Genomic DNA, 15,559 nt, shown 5'->3' on the forward strand with positions numbered 1-15,559 from the left:
TTAGATCGATTGGTCTGTGCTTAATCGTTGCGAACTAGAAAAGATGGCTTTCAGAATCTAGAGCTTGATTTCATGGCGACATGATTTTTCAATCATGTGCAAATCTTTTTCTTCTTGATCTGGTCGTTTCTATTGTGTGGCTATCAAAGATATACAGTTCTGGCGCTGATGTGAATGGAATGAGGGATAGATATGACCCCCAGCGAGCTGTGATAGTGCCGATGCGTAATAATGAGAAAGGTATACAGAGCCTCTAGTGGAGTTTAGTCGCAGGGACATTATTCAAGCTCTATGCAATGAATACAAACATTTGTTTAAAGATGCTTATGATCCAGGGGTCGATTTGTCGTTTGAAGAGTATCAATCAGAGATGGAAGCAAAAACTCTTGAAGAGCTGATTAGGGAAACCTCAACAGATAATGAGTTCTACACCATCGATGACTTTATGAAGCGTTATGGATGATCGAAGCATGGGATTGTCTTGGCTTGCATTCCAAGCTCTCGCTCTTTTGCTGTTTCAACAGATCGATGCCTCCATTACGGCTCCTTTGCTGTCGCTGTCTTTTGCACGATGAACGGCAGCTCTCTTGATCCGGAAGACAGCACAGACGCTGGCACCTCGCTTCAAAGTCGTTAGTAATACGTTGGTTGCAGCATCCATTGATGCAGATCAGTATCGCCTCAGCACAGCCCATTGGTACCTTGATTCGCGAAGGCGAGCACCAGCCATTTAAGGCGTCGGCATGTCCAATTCGGGCACTTGATTATGACGAATCCCAGATGAGGGATGACGACGTGATTAGGCATCAACAGCGTTCAGAAGTGGAATACGACTGCTAAATTTGTGTATTGGTTTTGATCGTTCGGGTGTTGATTCAGAGAGATTTAGAATTTTGCTATAGCTCTTATCAGCTCAGCATAAATTGCTACTTCGGATAGTGATTCATCTTGTTAATAGCATTAAAGCGGTTTTTAATTGCTAGACACATCATGCCGGATTAATTCATGTTCTTGTGCATTGAACTTGTTTAAATGTACTCATGGATGCTTACTTTTATTCTAGGTCCGCATGCACCTTCTAAGCCGAAAGCCCAATTCAATTGATTCGGTTCACAGCAGCAAGCACAGACATAATTAGTCATTAATCACTCTCTTTCTTGTCATACACTGGTTGGAGAGCGCTTCAGAATAGGCATCCAAGCAACTGAGATGATGCCTGTTTTGCCCAAGCTCACGCTCAAGGAAGAGCGTCAAGAACTTGTAAAAAAAATGGCAATGCCCTTCAAAGAAGAACCGAATTACCTGCAAACAAAACAATCATTTTCTTGTTTTGTTTCTCGTATGTCAGCTCCAAATGTTCTGCATTGTCTTGCTGTGATGGATGGCTAATCGTTGCCTTTCGCATCTTTTTGTCTCTAAGTGGTCGTTTCTTGATCCAAGTTGGTATCAATGAGGGTTCTGATCAATATCGGCCAAGGCTCTCGGTGGCATAGCTGTTATGCCACTAATCTCTTGTTGAGAGGATTAAGATGAGACTCCTTAGATTTTATGCGGCTAACGATTTGATGCAGCAACTCACTTGGATCCAATTTGATTGGGCGGTGGAGACAATCACTGCACGCTATGTCTCTCATTCATTCTCTGGTGTTTATGGAGTTCCGCGTGGTGGAGTTTGCTTAGCAGCGGCCTTGAGTCACTCGCTCACCCTTCCCTGGCTCTCAGAGCCAAAAGACGGATGTCTTGTTGTGGATGATGTGTATGAAACTGGCCAGACTTTGTCCTCGATTCGTGATCAAGTTGATGCCACTTTTGTGGTTTGGATGAGCAAAGTTCCTCCAGAATGGTGGAATGCTGCAATAACAACCTCACCCGATGAATGGTTGGTCTTTCCTTGGGAGAAAGTAGCGTTTGCGGCAGAGGATGAAGCTCGCTATCGGGCCTCAAGATCCAAGACTCCCTAAGACTTTTCATGACATCGAAAACGATTTACCTCGCCTCTCCATATGGGTTCTCTGCACAATGCAAACGTCTCTTGCTTCCAGAGTTTGTTGCTGCTCTGTCCCATTTAGGCCTCATGGTCTGGGAGCCATTTGAGCGCAATGGGCATGTCGACACCACCAAGCCTGGATGGGCATTTCGGGTGGCCCAGCAATGCATGCAGGATGTTCGAGACGCTGACGGAGTTTTTGCCATCGTGAATGGAACCCCTCCAGATGAAGGGGTGATGGTGGAGGTTGGAGCTGCTTATGCACTCAATAAGCCTGTTTTCCTGTTCCGTGATGACTTTCGCCGTTGCACTGATTCTGATCAGTACCCTCTCAACTTGATGCTGTTCGCCGGGTTGCCTGAAACCAACTGGGATGAGATGGTATTCAATTCAATTGATTCGATTAAAGATCAAGGAAGTGCTTTGGGACAGTGGGCTCAATCAGGTTGATCAATCCATTCGTTGGCCAACGGGGTAAGCGCTCCTGCAGCGTTGTACTGACGCAGGATTTGATGTGTGATCCCATGGTGATCGCACCAGCGAATGCCACAGCCTGTGATGTCTCCTTGTTGGCGATCTCTGGGGTCAATGAATAGTTCTACGCCTGGTTCTGGTTGCCAAATCGAATACGATCCAAAGGTTGATGATTGGCAGTGAAGTGGCTGCGATGGACTGACTTGATCTGTGCCTTTTTTTGTTTCGACGACATAAATGACGCGATCCAGTCTGCTTACACCATGGCGAACGATCATGCGCCGACGTTGTTGTTGATTGACAACACAAAGCTCTGCTACCCAGCTCCATGGCGTGATGTAATCGGGACCTGTTGACCAGTCTCCCGTCTGGGTGACTTGCATGGTTGGAGGTAACGATTCAAAATTCATTGACTGCTGACGACCACTCTCTGTGTAAGTCAAACATGTCTGAATGATGCCCTCAGTTTCCTCTACTTCAAGAGATGTGGAAAAGCGTTCCTGTTCTTTGGCAGTGTGATCTAGCCTGATAAAACATCCTTGCCAATGCCCACTATTATGCAAGAGCAATATGTTTCGGGGATCGTTCATAGGGAGGGGGGTAGAGTGTTAATAATCACCATTAATGTAGATTTCTATAATCTGTTTTGGCGTTCTTTGTTTTCTGTTGATCAGGAAAGTCCCATAATTTTTTTATAGGCAGGCCTTTCACGAGTGGCTTGGATCAGTGATTCCACAGCGGGATATGCGCCTAAGTCCTCGTTCGGAAAGAATAACTTGATATATGCCAAGTAAGATGAGATTGCGCAATCAGCAGCGCCCCACTTATTATTGATGAAATACCCTTTAGCGATTTCTGAATTGAGTTCGGCTAAAAGTCGAGGCAATATCTTCGCTTTTTGATCGGGAACGAAGATTGCAAATGCTAATGTTGAATTTGCAAAGTGTGTCCATTGGCTGATTAACGATCGATCGCCAGGTCTTAGGATTTCAGCTCCGTGATGCTCTGCTAAGTGCAACAGAATAGCGCCTGATTCGAATAAGATAAGAGGTTGATTATTGGTATCGAGAACGGAATCATCTTTCATTGCTGGAAGTTTTCCGAATGGATTAATCGCCAAAAAATCATCTTTTAGATGTTGACCGTTAGCCAAAGAGAGTTCTACGAGTTCGTAGGGTATACCCATTTCTTCCATGTACCAGCGGGGCATGGATGCACGCGTTTGTGGTCCGCCGTAAAGGATGATTGCCATCGCTGATGAGGTTTTCGATTCTCTTGCAATATTAGTTGATGGAAGGTTTTATTCGCTGGTTTCAAACTGTTGATACGGACTGATATCTTTGTCTTTTGTTTTCATATGTAGATAATTGATGATTAATTCATACAAGCTTTGTTTTGTATTTTATTAAACCGGGGCGTTGTTGGCAAGTCTTATGAATTCCCCTAGCTTGGGGGTGCGGCTTGCTGGTTTGCTGATGCACGTTGATGCTACGTGACTCTCAATGTTGAGTTAAGTTGATAGGCTCTCACGCAACTTTTGATCTATTAGATTTTTGCTAAGGGTCCATAGCTTTTCTGCAAGTTGTTCGTTACTGGCTTCATCGCTGGGTTCCGCCTCTTTAAAAAGATGATGTCCAGGTCTGATCAATTGATTGCTCATGTATCGGAATCCACTCTGCTCGTAGCTATCTCCATCGGCTAGTTCTGCAAGTAGGGAGCCTGCTTTTTGTAGTGTTTCTGTCAGTCTTAGCAAATCTCTTGCGACGAAACTGAAGAGCGCAAGGCCGACGGGATTTTGTTGTCGACTTGTTCTAAAAAATCCGCCGCTTCCTTTGGGAATGACCAGGCCTGGACTCCATGCCAACACGGGTATCTCTTCTCCCCTTTGCTTGAGTTGGTTGGCAAGATGTCGTCCCATCAGGATATTGCAGAGTTTGCTGTCTTTATAGGCTTTGTCGGCATCAAAGATCTTTTGGCCATTGAGCATGGCGATGCTTTCATGCGGCCTTAATCCCTCGAGAGCACCAAGTGTGGCAGGTTGACCAACCCGTCCTCCTCCGCTGTTCGGATTGTGCACTTCTGAGCTCGTAATCACCAGTCTTGGTCTTTTGCTTTTTTGTAGTAATGGTAATAAACGCATGAGGATGAGTTGATGGGCAAGGTGATTGATGCAGAACGTTTCTTCTATTCCTTGTTTTGTAAATTGTGGGTTTCTGATTCCAACATTTTGAATCCCTGCATTAAGAATTAAAGTATCAATCGGCTCATTAATCTGAAGGAGTCTGCTGCAACCAGTTTCAATCTCTACAAGATTTTTAAGGTTGATCGCTATTCCTTTTGCTGTTGTTTGTTTTGGTTCACTTGCTGATAGTGCCTTGACTGTTTCCGTGCATCGCTCTTCTGTACGACAGAGGAGTAAGAGTTGATGCCCTCTTTGCATCAACTGTTTACTTGCCTCCAGTCCGATGCCAGAACTTCCTCCTGTGATTAGGATTCGACGCGATAGTTCATGCTTCATTGAGGTGTTTATTTAGCTAAATATTGGGCTTATAAGTTTTGGTGTATCCGTTAACCCTTTCTGCAAGTTGTTTGTTCATTCCTTGTTGATGATTTTATTGCTGTGGAATGCGTTCCCACCATGATGGCTTTAGGAATGTGTCTTCGCGGTCTGTCTCTATTAGGTCACCGTTATTGAATTGATCAAAGTCATGGGGGTGAATGTCAAATCCTTTTTCTTTGGCAATGTTGCATTGATCATCAACGTCAGCGCACTGACTTGACGCGCAGAGCGCTTTCAAAGTCGCATCCGCTTTGATCGCATTGGCAAGGTCGATGACGGCCTGAGCGGACATTGGCTTTTTGTATGTACTTCTCCTTGCTAGCGCCGACATTCGCCTTTTGGGTTGCTTGACGCTTGATCGGATGTTCCCGTGAAGGATCTGTTTACAACCTCTAGCCCCTTTGAGTTCCAGGGAAGGCGTTGCTCCTGATGGTTCTCAGCATTTCGTTGCGTTGATGACGTTCGGCTTGCGGTGTTGCTATGCCAAAGTCAGTCATGGTTTGGAAGCGATGAAAGGACTGCGCTTGGCACTCTGCGTCTTGCCCTTCCTGAGTGGTGGTGTGGTCTACGCCGACTCCATTTCTTCCTCGATGATTCAATTGCAGGTTGGTCAGCCGATTCGCGCTGCCGATGCATCGTTGTTGGCATCTGGTTGGTTGCCAAAACCCGATCCAGCCATTGAGGGCCTTGAGCAGGATTCATCTGGACCAACACTTCCTGCCCTCTCGTCCTGTTCTGGCACTGGAATTGGCTTTTGTCGCTACGACTATGCCCGTGACCGACAGAGGCTTTCGGTGGTCACGGTTCCTTCACCTTCGTCAGATGTGTCTGGATTGGTGCAGCGTTGGTGGATCGAATAATTTTTAGCCAATGGCGTTTGTGAGCCGGAGCGTTCCCCAAAGATCGAAGACGCAAAAGATCACCCCGATCACGATTAAGTCCCAGGCTCGATGACGGATAGCCCACGGAGCCAGAAATATCTCAGCAATTCCGTGAAGGGCTGTTCCTAGAGCTACGTACTCGAGCACGAGCAATCCGTGTGCCAGCAGGAACAACCCGCTGGCAGCGAAGCGCATCAACACTCGCCAGGAGGTAGACACAGCGTTTGCGAAACAGATTCAAACCTTACCGGTCTTTATTCCTGCGTTGTTCTCCTCTCGCATTAATGGGTACTGTTGAGAAGAGTTATTCCGGTGCAGACGCTAATGGCCTCGTTGCCAGTTCCGGTTGAAGGGCCTCTTGAGCGTGGGTTGCACCAGGACGGCAGGCGTTTAACGCCACAGAGGCGCTTGATTCTCGATCTTTTTGAACAAATTGGCGGGGGCACTCACCTCAGCGCTGAAGATGTCCACCGCTTGCTGGTCGATTCGAAGGCGCGGGTTTCATTGGCGACGATTTACCGGACGTTGAGACTCTTGGTTGAAATGGGATTTCTCCAAGAGCTCGAACTCAGTGATGGGGGCCGTCGTTTTGAGCTTTCAAGCGGTGATCATGGAGATCATCATCATTTAATTTGCGTTCGCTGCGGCCGCACCGAAGAATTTGAAAGCACTCCCGTACTTGAGGCTGGCCGTGAAGCAGCCAAGCGTTTCAACTTTGAATTGATCGAATCGAGTTTGACTGTTCGCGCCGTTTGTCCTAACTGCCTGTGATCATGGATCGCTTGATGGATGCTCCGAGCAGGGCATCCAGAAGTCACCCATCGCGTGGGCACCTTTGCAGCCTTGAGCAGTGGCCTGTGCTTCCGCTTCGGCCCTGGTGGGGTAAGCCATGAACCTTGGGTCATCACCCTCCTGATGCTGGTTTGGCTGGCCATGGTTATGCCGGCTGTGGTCTGTTGTGCTCTTGCCTAATTGCACAAGGCCCATGCTCATCGGTCCTGCTGTCCAAACGCCCATGGTGTTAACCCCGATCGCCAGCAGTCCCATCCCAACGACTGACAGGTTGATCACGCCCATCGCAACGACCCCGATCGAGACCACTCCCATTGGAACCACCCCGATACAAATCACCCCCATTGGCACAACTCCAATGGAGACGGTTCCAAGTGGAGCAATTCCGATTGCGAATTTCTTTGGCTTCGTGCCGCAGTGTCCCCCGTTGGTCTTTGGGTCTGAATCAATCATTGATTAATTATTACTGCTCTTGTGGCAAGCAGAAGGTTCCGTCAATCTGGTGAGTATGGACCTTTCTGGCGTTTCAGGCTTTCACGAAATTATCGTTCTCACACCCCGCGGATTCGAAGAGGGGTTGGATGCGGTTATGGCTGTGCGGGAACAACGCACAGTTTTGCTCAACCTCTCAGAGATGGAGGCGAAACTTGCTCAGCGCACCGCTGACTTCGTTTCAGGGGGCGTCTACGCCTTACAGGGCCAAGAGCGACGTGTGGGAGAGCGGGTGTTGTTATTCGCGCCGGCGTCTGTTGACATTGATCAGCTCAGTTGAGCGCCCCACTACAGCTGGAGCCTCCTCCAGCCGTGCATCCGAAACAGTGAGTGTCAACAGCAATTGGCTGGTTGTTGATGGGTTCAGTTTGATGTAGGAGCTCATCCAGGGTCTTTGCTCCAGAACGCACAGGAAGGCCTAACTGTTGATTGAAATCGCAGTCGAACAGAGTTCCGGTCCAGCTGACACTGATCAAACTTCTGCACATCACGGAGTTGAGGTTGGTGTCACGATGCGCTTGATGAAGCAAGGAGTAATAAGTCTCCAGCTCGCCCCGAGCTTTCAACGTTTGAGCAAATCTCTGGATCGGCATGTTTGTGATTGTTAATAATCTACTGAAATGAATGCCATGATTCTGCAATAACTTTTCGCGATATAGGAGTTCAAGTTCGCCTTGCTCTGGTGGTAGTTGTGCGCCTGAAGGATTGAACACTAAATCCAGTTCAAGCTTGCTATTGGGAAGTCCGTAACCAAGTGCATTTAAGCTTTGTAGTCCAGAAATGCTGCGCTGAAATACACCCAACCCTCGCTGATTATCCACTCGCTCCTCTTCAAAACAAGGCAAAGAGGCAACGACTTTCACTCCTTCATTGGCCAAAAATGCAGCCAAGTCTTCTTGGCCAGGCTCTTGCAGGATCGTGAGATTGCAGCGATCAATCACTTGAACGCCAAGGCCCCGTGCATCGTGCACGAGGGATCGGAATTGAGGATGCAGTTCTGGCGCACCCCCGGTTAAGTCCAGGCAGTTGAGGTTCAGTTTCTGAAGAACCTTGGGAATGAGATTGATCTGTTCTTCCTCCATCATTTCCGTCCGCCACGGTCCCGCATTCACATGACAATGGCTGCAGCTTTGATTGCAGCGGTAACCGAGATTGACTTGAAGCGTTTCAAGTTCGCCACGGTTCAGTGCAGGGAATCGGTTTGTGCTTTGTCGGTGTTGCTGCTCAGTCGCTTGGGAGATGGAGGTCAAGGTGAAGGGGGTAGAGAAGTGCTTGCTAATCCTTATGAATCAAAACTTTATCTTTTGGCAGCAGGGGTATGGGTGTGGAACTAGGCCCATCTTGGATCGGATGACTCTCTCTTGAGGTCCTGCTTTTTTGATTCGTAGTGCTGATGTGATCAACATCTTTCATGCTGTGAGCCTTCAATGCATTCATCAGGCAAAGCATTATTGAGGCAACGTTTTAAACCAATCCACATACTCTTCTGGACCCCCTTTCACGAGGCAGTCAAAACGAAGTGGGTCGTCTGGATCGCTCACTCCAGACAGCTTGCTGTCGCTCAAGTTGGGGCGATCGACTTCACCATGGCTGCTATCAACAAGAACAACACGGGCTGGGCGGTTATAGCTTGCGCCTAGTTGTTGAAGAAGGGTCAGAAATCCTCTGTCACTTCCTCCTCTCAGCCAACCATCACCTGACGGGCAGGGCGTGGACGTTACGGTGTCACCGACTCCAACCAGCATGGGAATGGCATCCCGCTCAATCTGCTGATGACAGAGATCCAGTAGGGCTTGATGGTCGTGGGGGGCGGTGCGCACATTAAAGGTGTCACCGAGCGGCGCTGTCCCGGTTTTCTGAGCGATGTGGCGATTGATAAGCACCAGCAATCCCACTTCTTTAATGGCTCCCTTCAGCATGAATTGGATGTCAGTGGTGCCTACATCCCCAGGTGCTGCCGGTTTGATTCTTTCTTGACCAGTGGAATCATGTCCCAGGTTTGGGGCGACATGCAGAAAAAACGACGTGGGTAGTCCAGCCGTTGCTGCGGCTGACATCAGGGAATCCATCAAATCGGACAACATCAGTTGCAGCTTTCTCTGCCGCTCTACATCTCCTTTGATTCGACTGAACAAACTGTTCAGGTTGATGGTTGGAGAGACCTGGGTATCAAGAATCGCGAGCTTGAGCTCTTCTTCGAGTGCTTGGCCCTGCAACTCTGGCAAGACTTGACTCAATTTTAAGCGCAACAGATCTCCCATCTGTTGAGGCACGGATTCCAGAAAGCTCATTTCCTCATCGCTGACACCCGGGTGTGAGACCACCCCAAATCGATCTTGAAATTGAACCCCACCCGCGGCAAGTCCTGGCAAGTAGAGGCCTTCGCGTTGTGCCTTCTCGTTGTCGCCCAGAGCTTGTTCAACCAGTCGGTTCACACCACGGCGGCCCTCGTGCTCTCCGTTGGTCAGCACACTGAACTGGTTTTGCATGCCTGCAGCAGCTTTCACATAGTCAGCGCGAAGACGGCGTGTGAGTGGATCTTTAACGAGGGGCATGCAAACTCCGTCGAGGTCTTGCACGATCAGCAAGTCTGTCTCCGCCCTCATTTCGTCGCGGAGTGCATCAAGGCTTAGTGGTGCCATTGTTTGAAACGATGTCCTTGCAGGAGTTGTGGAGGAGTTTGATAGCGAGATGAGCTGGGGTAGCGCAGATCTCCTGTGTGGGCTGAGTGGCTTTTAATTCTGTCCATTGAGGAGACAACTCAAGCTGGTCCCATGGCTTTGCGATAGGCGGGACGACGCTCAACCTGTTTGATTGTTGCTTGGATTGATGGATAGGGCGCTAGATCGATGTGGGGAAACATCAAAGGCACGAGATCGCTCCAGCTGCAGAGCTTGTAAGGGCCCGTGTGGGTTCTCATCTCGAACATCGCGCCTGGCCAGGCCTTCTTTAGTGTTGGGGTGTGCACAGTGGTGGGTTGATGGAGACGGTGCTGGATAGCAACTCATTTTTTTCACCGTCCCTTGATCGGGACGCCATCCACCGCCGAATATTGGAGCTGGAGAAAGGCAAGGTTGGCCTCTACAGCGTGGGGCTCTATCCCGCCTCCCTGGCTTACAACTGCGCCATGCAGAAGAACAGTGAGGGACACCTGTTGCTGGCTCCTCGCCCAGGTCGGGACTTGCTTGGAGCGTTTCCCGACGATGTGATTGATGGCATGGACGAAGTCCATGTTGCAACGATTGAGGCTATGGCCACGCACGAGCTTGCTGGCAACCGTGTGACCAACTCCTTAGCCGACCTGCTCATGCGCTGTGAGTTGGTGATTCTCAGTGCTAACAGCAATCACGTTGAGGATGATCTGCGAGAGGCTTGCCGGCTGCGTGCGGAGCTCAACAGAGAACAGGTGGTGATCGCTTGTCTTGCAGGCTCCTTTGGGCATGACCAAATTGCCAATGAGTCCTACGTGCTTTGCGAAAAAGAGCCCAATTTGGCTTTTTTCTCAGGCTTTCATCGTCATGGAGCCTTGCGAAATCCTCTGGATAGTTTTACGGCCAATTTCTGTCATCCCAATGCCTTAACGGCTTTGTTGGGTGCGCGTTTGCTTGATCGTCTGTCGCCGAATATTCAGGTTTCACCGGGTGTTCACAACGTGGAGGGCCAGTACATCAAGGCGGCTAAAAATATGGCATCTGTGTTTGCCGGCTTTGGCTATTCATTCCACAAACAAAATCCAGGCGTTCTGCCCACCTTGCTGACGCTTCTCTTGGATCAATGCCTGGATCAGGCCGCTACGGTCTCGATGGCACGACGCGATCGTCAACGGCTTTATAACCGTCAGCCGTTTTCACTCACTGAACTGGGATATGGGGTCCCGAGAATCGAAGCGGCCCTTGTGCGTGAGGGAGATATGGAGAAAGTTCGAGATCACACCTTTGCCCAGCTCACGGCGATGGTTGCTGATGTGCGAGGCAGCATGATGATGCCTGTTTCAGGTAAGCCAACGCGGAATTTTCAGGTTGGTCAGGTGCTCTCAGACCATATGCGTCTTGAGCAGCGCTGTCCTGAAAGCATGGAGGAATTGGAAGGGTGGTGTGAAGCTGCCGGTTTACGCAAGGGTGGCTTAGAGGGATTGAAGGCATTGCGTTATTGGCCGCAGATTGCACGTAAATATTCAATTCCGGTTCATGATGCATCCATGATTAATTTGCTCTATATGGCTATTTATGGGCGCCAAGCAACCAAAGATGTTGCTTTTTCAGTCATGACAGATAGCCGTCAATTATCTACTTATTGCCAGGAATCTGTGCGACCTACCCATAGCCGTCGTTACGCTGAGGCTTTGCAGAATCTGGATATGCCTGAAGCCATGGATCTCATTGTTAATGCCGTGATTGCTGATAACGCCCGACGCTTAATTCGAGGCGATTCAGGCCTAGAGGATATGGAGGTTGATGATGATCCTCCTGCCTACCTCCGTGCCATGAATGTGATTGAAAATGCGCTTTAATCAATCATGATCAGTTTGTTGGCAACAGATTTGTAGGGATCAGGATCGCAACTCAGAACAATGACCTGAAGCCCTCTTGAGACGGCTTGTTGCAACATCTCCAACACTCCCTCTAAGCGTTGAGCATCAGTATTGGCGAAGGCGTCGTCGAAGAGCAGGGGAAGGCATCCCCCATGCCGTTCTTTAAGGGTGTCAGCAATGGCGATACGTAGGGCAGCATTCAGCTGTTCTTTCATTCCACCGCTTAGCTGGTCAAAGGCAAACAGAGTCCCCTCACGCTGTAGGCCGAGTTGCTGCAGACCGTCCTGTGGGTCGTAATGGATTGAACAGCTGTCTGTTGGGTTTCTCAGTAAGGGTTGAAGGACTTGATTGATGTTGTGCTTCAAAGGAGTGGAATAACGCTGAGAGAGATCACTGCGAGCTTGTTGAAAACGCTGGAGTAGATGGCTACGGGCGCGGACCAAGAGCGCTTCTTGCTGTTCAGCTTGCGTTGCTAATTCAAGCTTTGCGGAAGCTTCTGCCACTGCTGAATGGAGATCACTTTGTCCTAGAGAGTTGCATCGCTCTAAGAGTGCACCACGCTGGACTCCAAGCTCATGACGTTGCTCGGTGAGCTGATGTTCTTGGCGATCAAGCCTCTCTAATTCTAGCTTTGGATCGCTATTGCCTTGGGCTGGATCAAGTTGCTGAAGGGCCTGAATATGTGCTTTTAATGTCAGCTGTTGAGATGTCAAGGTTTCGATTGATCGAGCGAGTTCTTCCTGAGATCCCACCTCTTGTTCAAGCGATTGATGTTGCCTTAAGCGTTGCTCTTGCTCTGTTTTTAGACGTTCTTGCTGGAGGCGCTTTTGCTGCCATTGTGTCTGTACTTTGTCGTGCTGAACTTCAAGCTCTCGAACTTGTTTTTGATGGGTTTCGCTTTCATCTTTCAACATTCGGTAGCGAATTCGGCATTGTTCAAGTTCTTTCTCATGATCTAAATCTTGTTTTAGGTCTCCGGATGGAAGGCCTTGGTTGAGTGTCTCTAACTGGAGTTGCAACTCGTCGAGGTTGGGAGCTTTTTGGTCTGGAGGAAGGACGAGTTGTTTGAGTTGGGCTTTTAAGAGCTCTTGTTGTTGGAAGAGAAGGTTGCGTTGTTCGCTGCGTTGTTGAGCCTCCTCCACCGAGCTTGCGTTCCAAAGCTTTAATCCAGCTTTTAAAGCGATTTGCAGAGACTTTTGTGCGTGCTCGAGTGAAGCCAGTCCTGTGCCTTCGCCGGGGCTGACCTTGAGGCGTACATGTTTTCCAACATCAATCCGGAAGACACCTGCTTGATTACACGATTCACCTTCCTTTAGATCGGAGCCCTCAATTGAAATGGTCTGATCTGCAGATTCCACCAGGATGGTGGATGCCATGCTTTCGATGCGGATGGCTAGGGCCCGAAGCTCCTCTTGCGTTTTGTTCAGTTGTTGAAGATCTTGAGCGCTACCGCCCTCGATCGCGTTGAACGCAGTGATGAGTTGTTGGTGTTGTTCGGTTAAGCGTTGGCGCTCCTCATCTTCGCGACTAAGCCTTTCAAGGCGTTGTTGAAGTTCATCGCGGTCTTTTCGTTGTCTCAGCAAGAGACCCTGTTCTTCCAGGGCCTGTCTTTGTTGCTCGAGTTCTGCCGTTCGGTGCTGTGCCTCTTTGATTTGGTTGCTTTCCGCGTTGTAGGTCGTCTCAAAGTCTTTGAGTTCACGCTCCAAGCTGGCCAAGTTGCCTGCGCAGGCCGTGCTGTCAGCCAACAGCTTGCGAAGAGCGGCGCAGCTTTTTTCGAATTGTTGTTGTTGGAGAGTGAGTGGCTTCAATTGTTGCAGCGCTTCTTGCTGCTGAAGCAAGCGTTGGCGCTGCCGTCGCTGCTCCGGTAACCGCTCCAGTTCCAGGTTGTTCAGCTTCGCTTCAACCCGATCGAGTTCCTCACATGACAACTCAAATGCCTTCAGTTGCTCAAGGCTTGCCGTGTGATGCTCCTTGGCTGCTTTAAGAGCCTCTTGACGCTTCCATAGTTCGCTTTGCTGACGGACGCCTCGCGTGCTCAAGCTTTCAGACACGAGCCGTTCGAGTTCGGAGTGAACGCGTTGATCCAATGGCGATTGCAACGATTGCTCAGCCTGTTGTTCCAAGCACTCGATCAAAGTATTGAGGTCGTAGTGGTCATGGCTGAGGCTCAGCAAGTCGCGACCCGATTCACCCTGCTTTACCCAAAGATGGGCCCAGCGGCTGGGCAAGGTTTTATTCACCTGTCTGCTGTTGAGGATCTCGTCAACGCCGAGTAGGTGGGCTAGTTGATCCTCAGCGGCTGATCCAATCAGGGCCACCTGCCCCTGGGCTTCCAATTGGGTGGTGCCACTGGGACCGCTGAAGCGTTTGAGAAGGGTCCAGTGCTGTTCGCTTGTTTCAAATTCCAGCTTGATTTGGGGATGGCCAGCATGGAGTTGGGAGCGCAGGTCCTGCGCTGCTGTCCCACTGGATGCAGCACGGACAAACAGCGTTCGATGCAGAGCCTCGACCAAGGAACTTTTGCCGCTCTCATTGGCTCCGCCAATGACCGTTAACCCTGGATCAAAGTCCAGAACCAGTTCTTGATGGCGGCGAACGCTGGAGAACTCACTGCGAATCAGCCGCATGAAGCCTCCTGATCCCCGGCCTCTTCCAGCACAATCCTGCGCAGCTCGAGCATCGCTTCTTCGAGCATGGCTCGATCGATGTCGTTGTGTTCAGGGCCTTGGGCACTGTTGTCATCGAGCTCAGTCGCAAGATCTTTGCTGATGCCCTTTATCAAGGGTGCATCGTCGCGTTGCAGAAAGGTTTGAAATTCTCCTGGCTCCGGTCTTCGACGGGGCAATCCGCGGATTCTGAGGTGGAGGAGTTGTTGATCCAAATCCTGCAAGTGCTGTTGTAGCTGTTGGTGCCCTTGAAAAGACAGTTGGCCGCTTAGCTCAACTCTCAAAAGATCTTTGCCTACCTTTCGCTGCACACAGGATTCGATCGTCTCTTTAAGGCGTTGAAGATCTGCCCCACTGCTCACCTTGGCTTCGATCCTGTGCCAGGACATGGCACCTGTTGCAATCGGAGTGACCTCAGGAATGTCTTGCCGTTTCAGGTCAACAAGAAGGACTTGAGAACGCTGATCATGATCAGTTGTGGGAAAACGATCGGGTTCAGGAGTGCCGCAATACCAAGCGCGCGGATTCAGTTGGGTTAGAGCATGCCAATCACCCAGAGCGATGTAGTCCACCTCCTCTGCAGGCCATCGATCGTGATGCAATTGGTTGACCTGCCCTTCTGCGCCAAAACCTTGTACCGAGCCATGGGCGAGTACGACCCTGGGCTGATCGTGGGGCAAAGAACTCCAGTTCAGGGAGTCCAGCCAATCTGCGGGGCTACGACTGTCTCTTTGACGTAGCAACGGGCAAGGGAGCAGCACCATTTCTGCAATGACCTGAGGCTCTGCTTGAAGCAAGAGCTGCAAATTGGGGCAGCGTTCCCGCATTTGACGTTGCACATCTCGGCGCTGCCAGATGCCACCGGCTCCTCCATGGTCATGGTTTCCAGGAATCACGAGCACAGGGCAGGGGATCGAAGCGATGGCTTCCATCACCTCCATCACTACCGCTGGAGCCACAGTGCTCGAGTCGAATAGATCACCGGCCACCATCACGGCATCGACGTTTTGATCGCTGGCTGCTGCAGCGATACGTGAAACGGCATTGACCCGTTCTTGCTGAAGACGGGCCCGTTTTTGAGGATCCTCAATCCAGTGATAAGGCTTGCCGATTTGCCAGTCAGCAGTGTGAAGAAAACGTGGCACCGTTGCTGATCGGGTGGTCTGACCCCATGCT

At 49.9% G+C, this 15,559-nt stretch carries 20 protein-coding genes; 9 read left to right on the forward strand and 11 right to left on the reverse strand.

Annotation, left to right across the window (positions count from 1 at the left end; all coding sequences use genetic code 11):
- Positions 1–256: 256 nt before the first annotated feature.
- From SynMVIR181_RS05405 to SynMVIR181_RS05425, 5 genes are all read left to right on the forward strand, one after another.
- A complete protein-coding gene (locus SynMVIR181_RS05405; protein ID WP_186590248.1) occupies positions 257–463 on the forward strand; it encodes a hypothetical protein in 207 nt (68 codons plus the stop codon).
- Positions 464–663: 200 nt separating this feature from the next.
- A complete protein-coding gene (locus SynMVIR181_RS05410; protein ID WP_186525082.1) occupies positions 664–840 on the forward strand; it encodes a hypothetical protein in 177 nt (58 codons plus the stop codon).
- A gap of 372 nt (positions 841–1,212) precedes the next feature.
- Positions 1,213–1,389 (forward strand): hypothetical protein, encoded by a 177-nt coding sequence (locus SynMVIR181_RS05415; RefSeq protein ID WP_186590249.1) that lies wholly within the window; start codon positions 1,213–1,215, stop codon positions 1,387–1,389.
- A gap of 176 nt (positions 1,390–1,565) precedes the next feature.
- Complete coding sequence (locus SynMVIR181_RS05420) at positions 1,566–1,961, forward strand: phosphoribosyltransferase (RefSeq protein ID WP_186590250.1); 396 nt, start codon at positions 1,566–1,568, stop codon at positions 1,959–1,961.
- 8 nt (positions 1,962–1,969) lie between these two features.
- Positions 1,970–2,437 (forward strand): nucleoside 2-deoxyribosyltransferase, encoded by a 468-nt coding sequence (locus SynMVIR181_RS05425; protein ID WP_186590251.1) that lies wholly within the window; start codon positions 1,970–1,972, stop codon positions 2,435–2,437.
- Here the strand turns inward: SynMVIR181_RS05425 and SynMVIR181_RS05430 are convergent.
- The 4 genes from SynMVIR181_RS05430 to SynMVIR181_RS13170 all read right to left on the reverse strand — a co-directional run bounded on the left by SynMVIR181_RS05430 (position 2,425) and on the right by SynMVIR181_RS13170 (position 5,313).
- Positions 2,425–3,051, reverse strand: a complete 627-nt coding sequence (locus tag SynMVIR181_RS05430; protein ID WP_186590252.1) for a DUF3598 family protein — start codon at positions 3,049–3,051, stop codon at positions 2,425–2,427. The two genes, SynMVIR181_RS05425 and SynMVIR181_RS05430, sit on opposite strands and share 13 nt — an antisense overlap.
- Positions 3,052–3,131: 80 nt before the next feature.
- The gene (locus SynMVIR181_RS05435; protein WP_186590253.1) at positions 3,132–3,713 is read right to left on the reverse strand and encodes a glutathione S-transferase family protein; all 582 of its coding nucleotides are present in this window, start codon (positions 3,711–3,713) and stop codon (positions 3,132–3,134) included.
- 258 nt (positions 3,714–3,971) lie between these two features.
- The gene (locus SynMVIR181_RS05440) at positions 3,972–4,979 is read right to left on the reverse strand and encodes an SDR family NAD(P)-dependent oxidoreductase (RefSeq protein WP_186590254.1); all 1,008 of its coding nucleotides are present in this window, start codon (positions 4,977–4,979) and stop codon (positions 3,972–3,974) included.
- Between the two features lie 94 nt (positions 4,980–5,073).
- Positions 5,074–5,313, reverse strand: a complete 240-nt coding sequence (locus SynMVIR181_RS13170; protein ID WP_222929428.1) for a hypothetical protein — start codon at positions 5,311–5,313, stop codon at positions 5,074–5,076.
- A 109-nt stretch (positions 5,314–5,422) separates the two neighbouring features.
- Between SynMVIR181_RS13170 and SynMVIR181_RS05445 the strand changes: the two genes are divergently transcribed.
- A complete protein-coding gene (locus SynMVIR181_RS05445) occupies positions 5,423–5,881 on the forward strand; it encodes a hypothetical protein (protein WP_255444467.1) in 459 nt (152 codons plus the stop codon).
- A 3-nt stretch (positions 5,882–5,884) separates the two neighbouring features.
- On the opposite strand, the gene SynMVIR181_RS05450 is transcribed toward SynMVIR181_RS05445, so the two are convergent.
- Positions 5,885–6,097: a hypothetical protein gene (locus tag SynMVIR181_RS05450; RefSeq protein WP_186525493.1), complete on the reverse strand. Its 213-nt coding sequence runs from the start codon at positions 6,095–6,097 to the stop codon at positions 5,885–5,887.
- 129 nt (positions 6,098–6,226) lie between these two features.
- On the opposite strand from SynMVIR181_RS05450, the gene SynMVIR181_RS05455 reads away from it, so the two are divergent.
- Complete coding sequence (locus SynMVIR181_RS05455; RefSeq protein WP_186525087.1) at positions 6,227–6,673, forward strand: Fur family transcriptional regulator; 447 nt, start codon at positions 6,227–6,229, stop codon at positions 6,671–6,673.
- Here SynMVIR181_RS05455 and SynMVIR181_RS05460 read toward each other — a convergent pair whose 3' ends face one another.
- Entirely contained in the window at positions 6,674–7,147 is a 474-nt protein-coding gene (locus SynMVIR181_RS05460) for a hypothetical protein (protein ID WP_186590256.1), read from the reverse strand. It lies immediately after the preceding gene.
- 55 nt (positions 7,148–7,202) lie between these two features.
- Here SynMVIR181_RS05460 and SynMVIR181_RS05465 point away from each other — a divergent pair, with 55 nt between their 5' ends.
- Positions 7,203–7,466, forward strand: a complete 264-nt coding sequence (locus SynMVIR181_RS05465) for a cell division protein SepF (protein WP_255444500.1) — start codon at positions 7,203–7,205, stop codon at positions 7,464–7,466.
- Here SynMVIR181_RS05465 and arsS read toward each other — a convergent pair.
- From arsS to SynMVIR181_RS05480, 3 genes are all read right to left on the reverse strand, one after another.
- Complete coding sequence (arsS, locus tag SynMVIR181_RS05470; protein ID WP_186590257.1) at positions 7,459–8,436, reverse strand: arsenosugar biosynthesis radical SAM (seleno)protein ArsS; 978 nt, start codon at positions 8,434–8,436, stop codon at positions 7,459–7,461. The genes SynMVIR181_RS05465 and arsS overlap by 8 nt on opposite strands.
- A 198-nt stretch (positions 8,437–8,634) precedes the next feature.
- The gene (gene stpA / locus SynMVIR181_RS05475) at positions 8,635–9,828 is read right to left on the reverse strand and encodes a glucosylglycerol 3-phosphatase (RefSeq protein ID WP_186590258.1); all 1,194 of its coding nucleotides are present in this window, start codon (positions 9,826–9,828) and stop codon (positions 8,635–8,637) included.
- 119 nt (positions 9,829–9,947) lie between these two features.
- The gene (locus SynMVIR181_RS05480; RefSeq protein WP_186590259.1) at positions 9,948–10,106 is read right to left on the reverse strand and encodes a hypothetical protein; all 159 of its coding nucleotides are present in this window, start codon (positions 10,104–10,106) and stop codon (positions 9,948–9,950) included.
- Between the two features lie 60 nt (positions 10,107–10,166).
- Between SynMVIR181_RS05480 and SynMVIR181_RS05485 the strand changes: the two genes are divergently transcribed.
- Positions 10,167–11,696 (forward strand): hypothetical protein, encoded by a 1,530-nt coding sequence (locus SynMVIR181_RS05485; RefSeq protein WP_186590260.1) that lies wholly within the window; start codon positions 10,167–10,169, stop codon positions 11,694–11,696.
- On the opposite strand, the gene SynMVIR181_RS05490 is transcribed toward SynMVIR181_RS05485, so the two are convergent.
- Both SynMVIR181_RS05490 and SynMVIR181_RS05495 read right to left on the reverse strand, forming a co-directional pair.
- Positions 11,693–14,344: an AAA family ATPase gene (locus SynMVIR181_RS05490; RefSeq protein WP_186590261.1), complete on the reverse strand. Its 2,652-nt coding sequence runs from the start codon at positions 14,342–14,344 to the stop codon at positions 11,693–11,695. The genes SynMVIR181_RS05485 and SynMVIR181_RS05490 overlap by 4 nt on opposite strands.
- Positions 14,335–15,528, reverse strand: coding sequence for a DNA repair exonuclease (locus SynMVIR181_RS05495; RefSeq protein ID WP_186590262.1), 1,194 nt, complete (start codon positions 15,526–15,528; stop codon positions 14,335–14,337). The genes SynMVIR181_RS05490 and SynMVIR181_RS05495 overlap by 10 nt, the downstream gene beginning before the upstream one ends.
- Positions 15,529–15,559 lie beyond the last annotated feature (31 nt).

It is taken from the genome of Synechococcus sp. MVIR-18-1, assembly GCF_014279835.1.
Classification (GTDB): domain Bacteria; phylum Cyanobacteriota; class Cyanobacteriia; order PCC-6307; family Cyanobiaceae; genus Synechococcus_C.

Bases quoted from the DNA above. Each gene is read 5' to 3' on its own strand.
- SynMVIR181_RS05410 (WP_186525082.1), top strand. From the start codon at position 664: ATGCAGATCAGTATCGCCTCAGCACAGCCCATTGGTACCTTGATTCGC.
- SynMVIR181_RS05415 (WP_186590249.1), top strand. From the start codon at position 1,213: ATGCCTGTTTTGCCCAAGCTCACGCTCAAGGAAGAGCGTCAAGAACTT.
- SynMVIR181_RS05420 (WP_186590250.1), top strand. From the start codon at position 1,566: ATGCAGCAACTCACTTGGATCCAATTTGATTGGGCGGTGGAGACAATC.
- SynMVIR181_RS05425 (WP_186590251.1), top strand. From the start codon at position 1,970: ATGACATCGAAAACGATTTACCTCGCCTCTCCATATGGGTTCTCTGCA.
- SynMVIR181_RS05430 (WP_186590252.1), bottom strand. From the start codon at position 3,051: ATGAACGATCCCCGAAACATATTGCTCTTGCATAATAGTGGGCATTGG.
- SynMVIR181_RS05435 (WP_186590253.1), bottom strand. From the start codon at position 3,713: ATGGCAATCATCCTTTACGGCGGACCACAAACGCGTGCATCCATGCCC.
- SynMVIR181_RS05440 (WP_186590254.1), bottom strand. From the start codon at position 4,979: ATGAAGCATGAACTATCGCGTCGAATCCTAATCACAGGAGGAAGTTCT.
- SynMVIR181_RS13170 (WP_222929428.1), bottom strand. From the start codon at position 5,313: ATGTCCGCTCAGGCCGTCATCGACCTTGCCAATGCGATCAAAGCGGAT.
- SynMVIR181_RS05450 (WP_186525493.1), bottom strand. From the start codon at position 6,097: ATGCGCTTCGCTGCCAGCGGGTTGTTCCTGCTGGCACACGGATTGCTC.
- SynMVIR181_RS05455 (WP_186525087.1), top strand. From the start codon at position 6,227: ATGGCCTCGTTGCCAGTTCCGGTTGAAGGGCCTCTTGAGCGTGGGTTG.
- SynMVIR181_RS05460 (WP_186590256.1), bottom strand. From the start codon at position 7,147: ATGATTGATTCAGACCCAAAGACCAACGGGGGACACTGCGGCACGAAG.
- SynMVIR181_RS05465 (WP_255444500.1), top strand. From the start codon at position 7,203: ATGGACCTTTCTGGCGTTTCAGGCTTTCACGAAATTATCGTTCTCACA.
- stpA (WP_186590258.1), bottom strand. From the start codon at position 9,828: ATGGCACCACTAAGCCTTGATGCACTCCGCGACGAAATGAGGGCGGAG.
- SynMVIR181_RS05480 (WP_186590259.1), bottom strand. From the start codon at position 10,106: ATGAGAACCCACACGGGCCCTTACAAGCTCTGCAGCTGGAGCGATCTC.
- SynMVIR181_RS05485 (WP_186590260.1), top strand. From the start codon at position 10,167: ATGGAGACGGTGCTGGATAGCAACTCATTTTTTTCACCGTCCCTTGAT.
- SynMVIR181_RS05490 (WP_186590261.1), bottom strand. From the start codon at position 14,344: ATGCGGCTGATTCGCAGTGAGTTCTCCAGCGTTCGCCGCCATCAAGAA.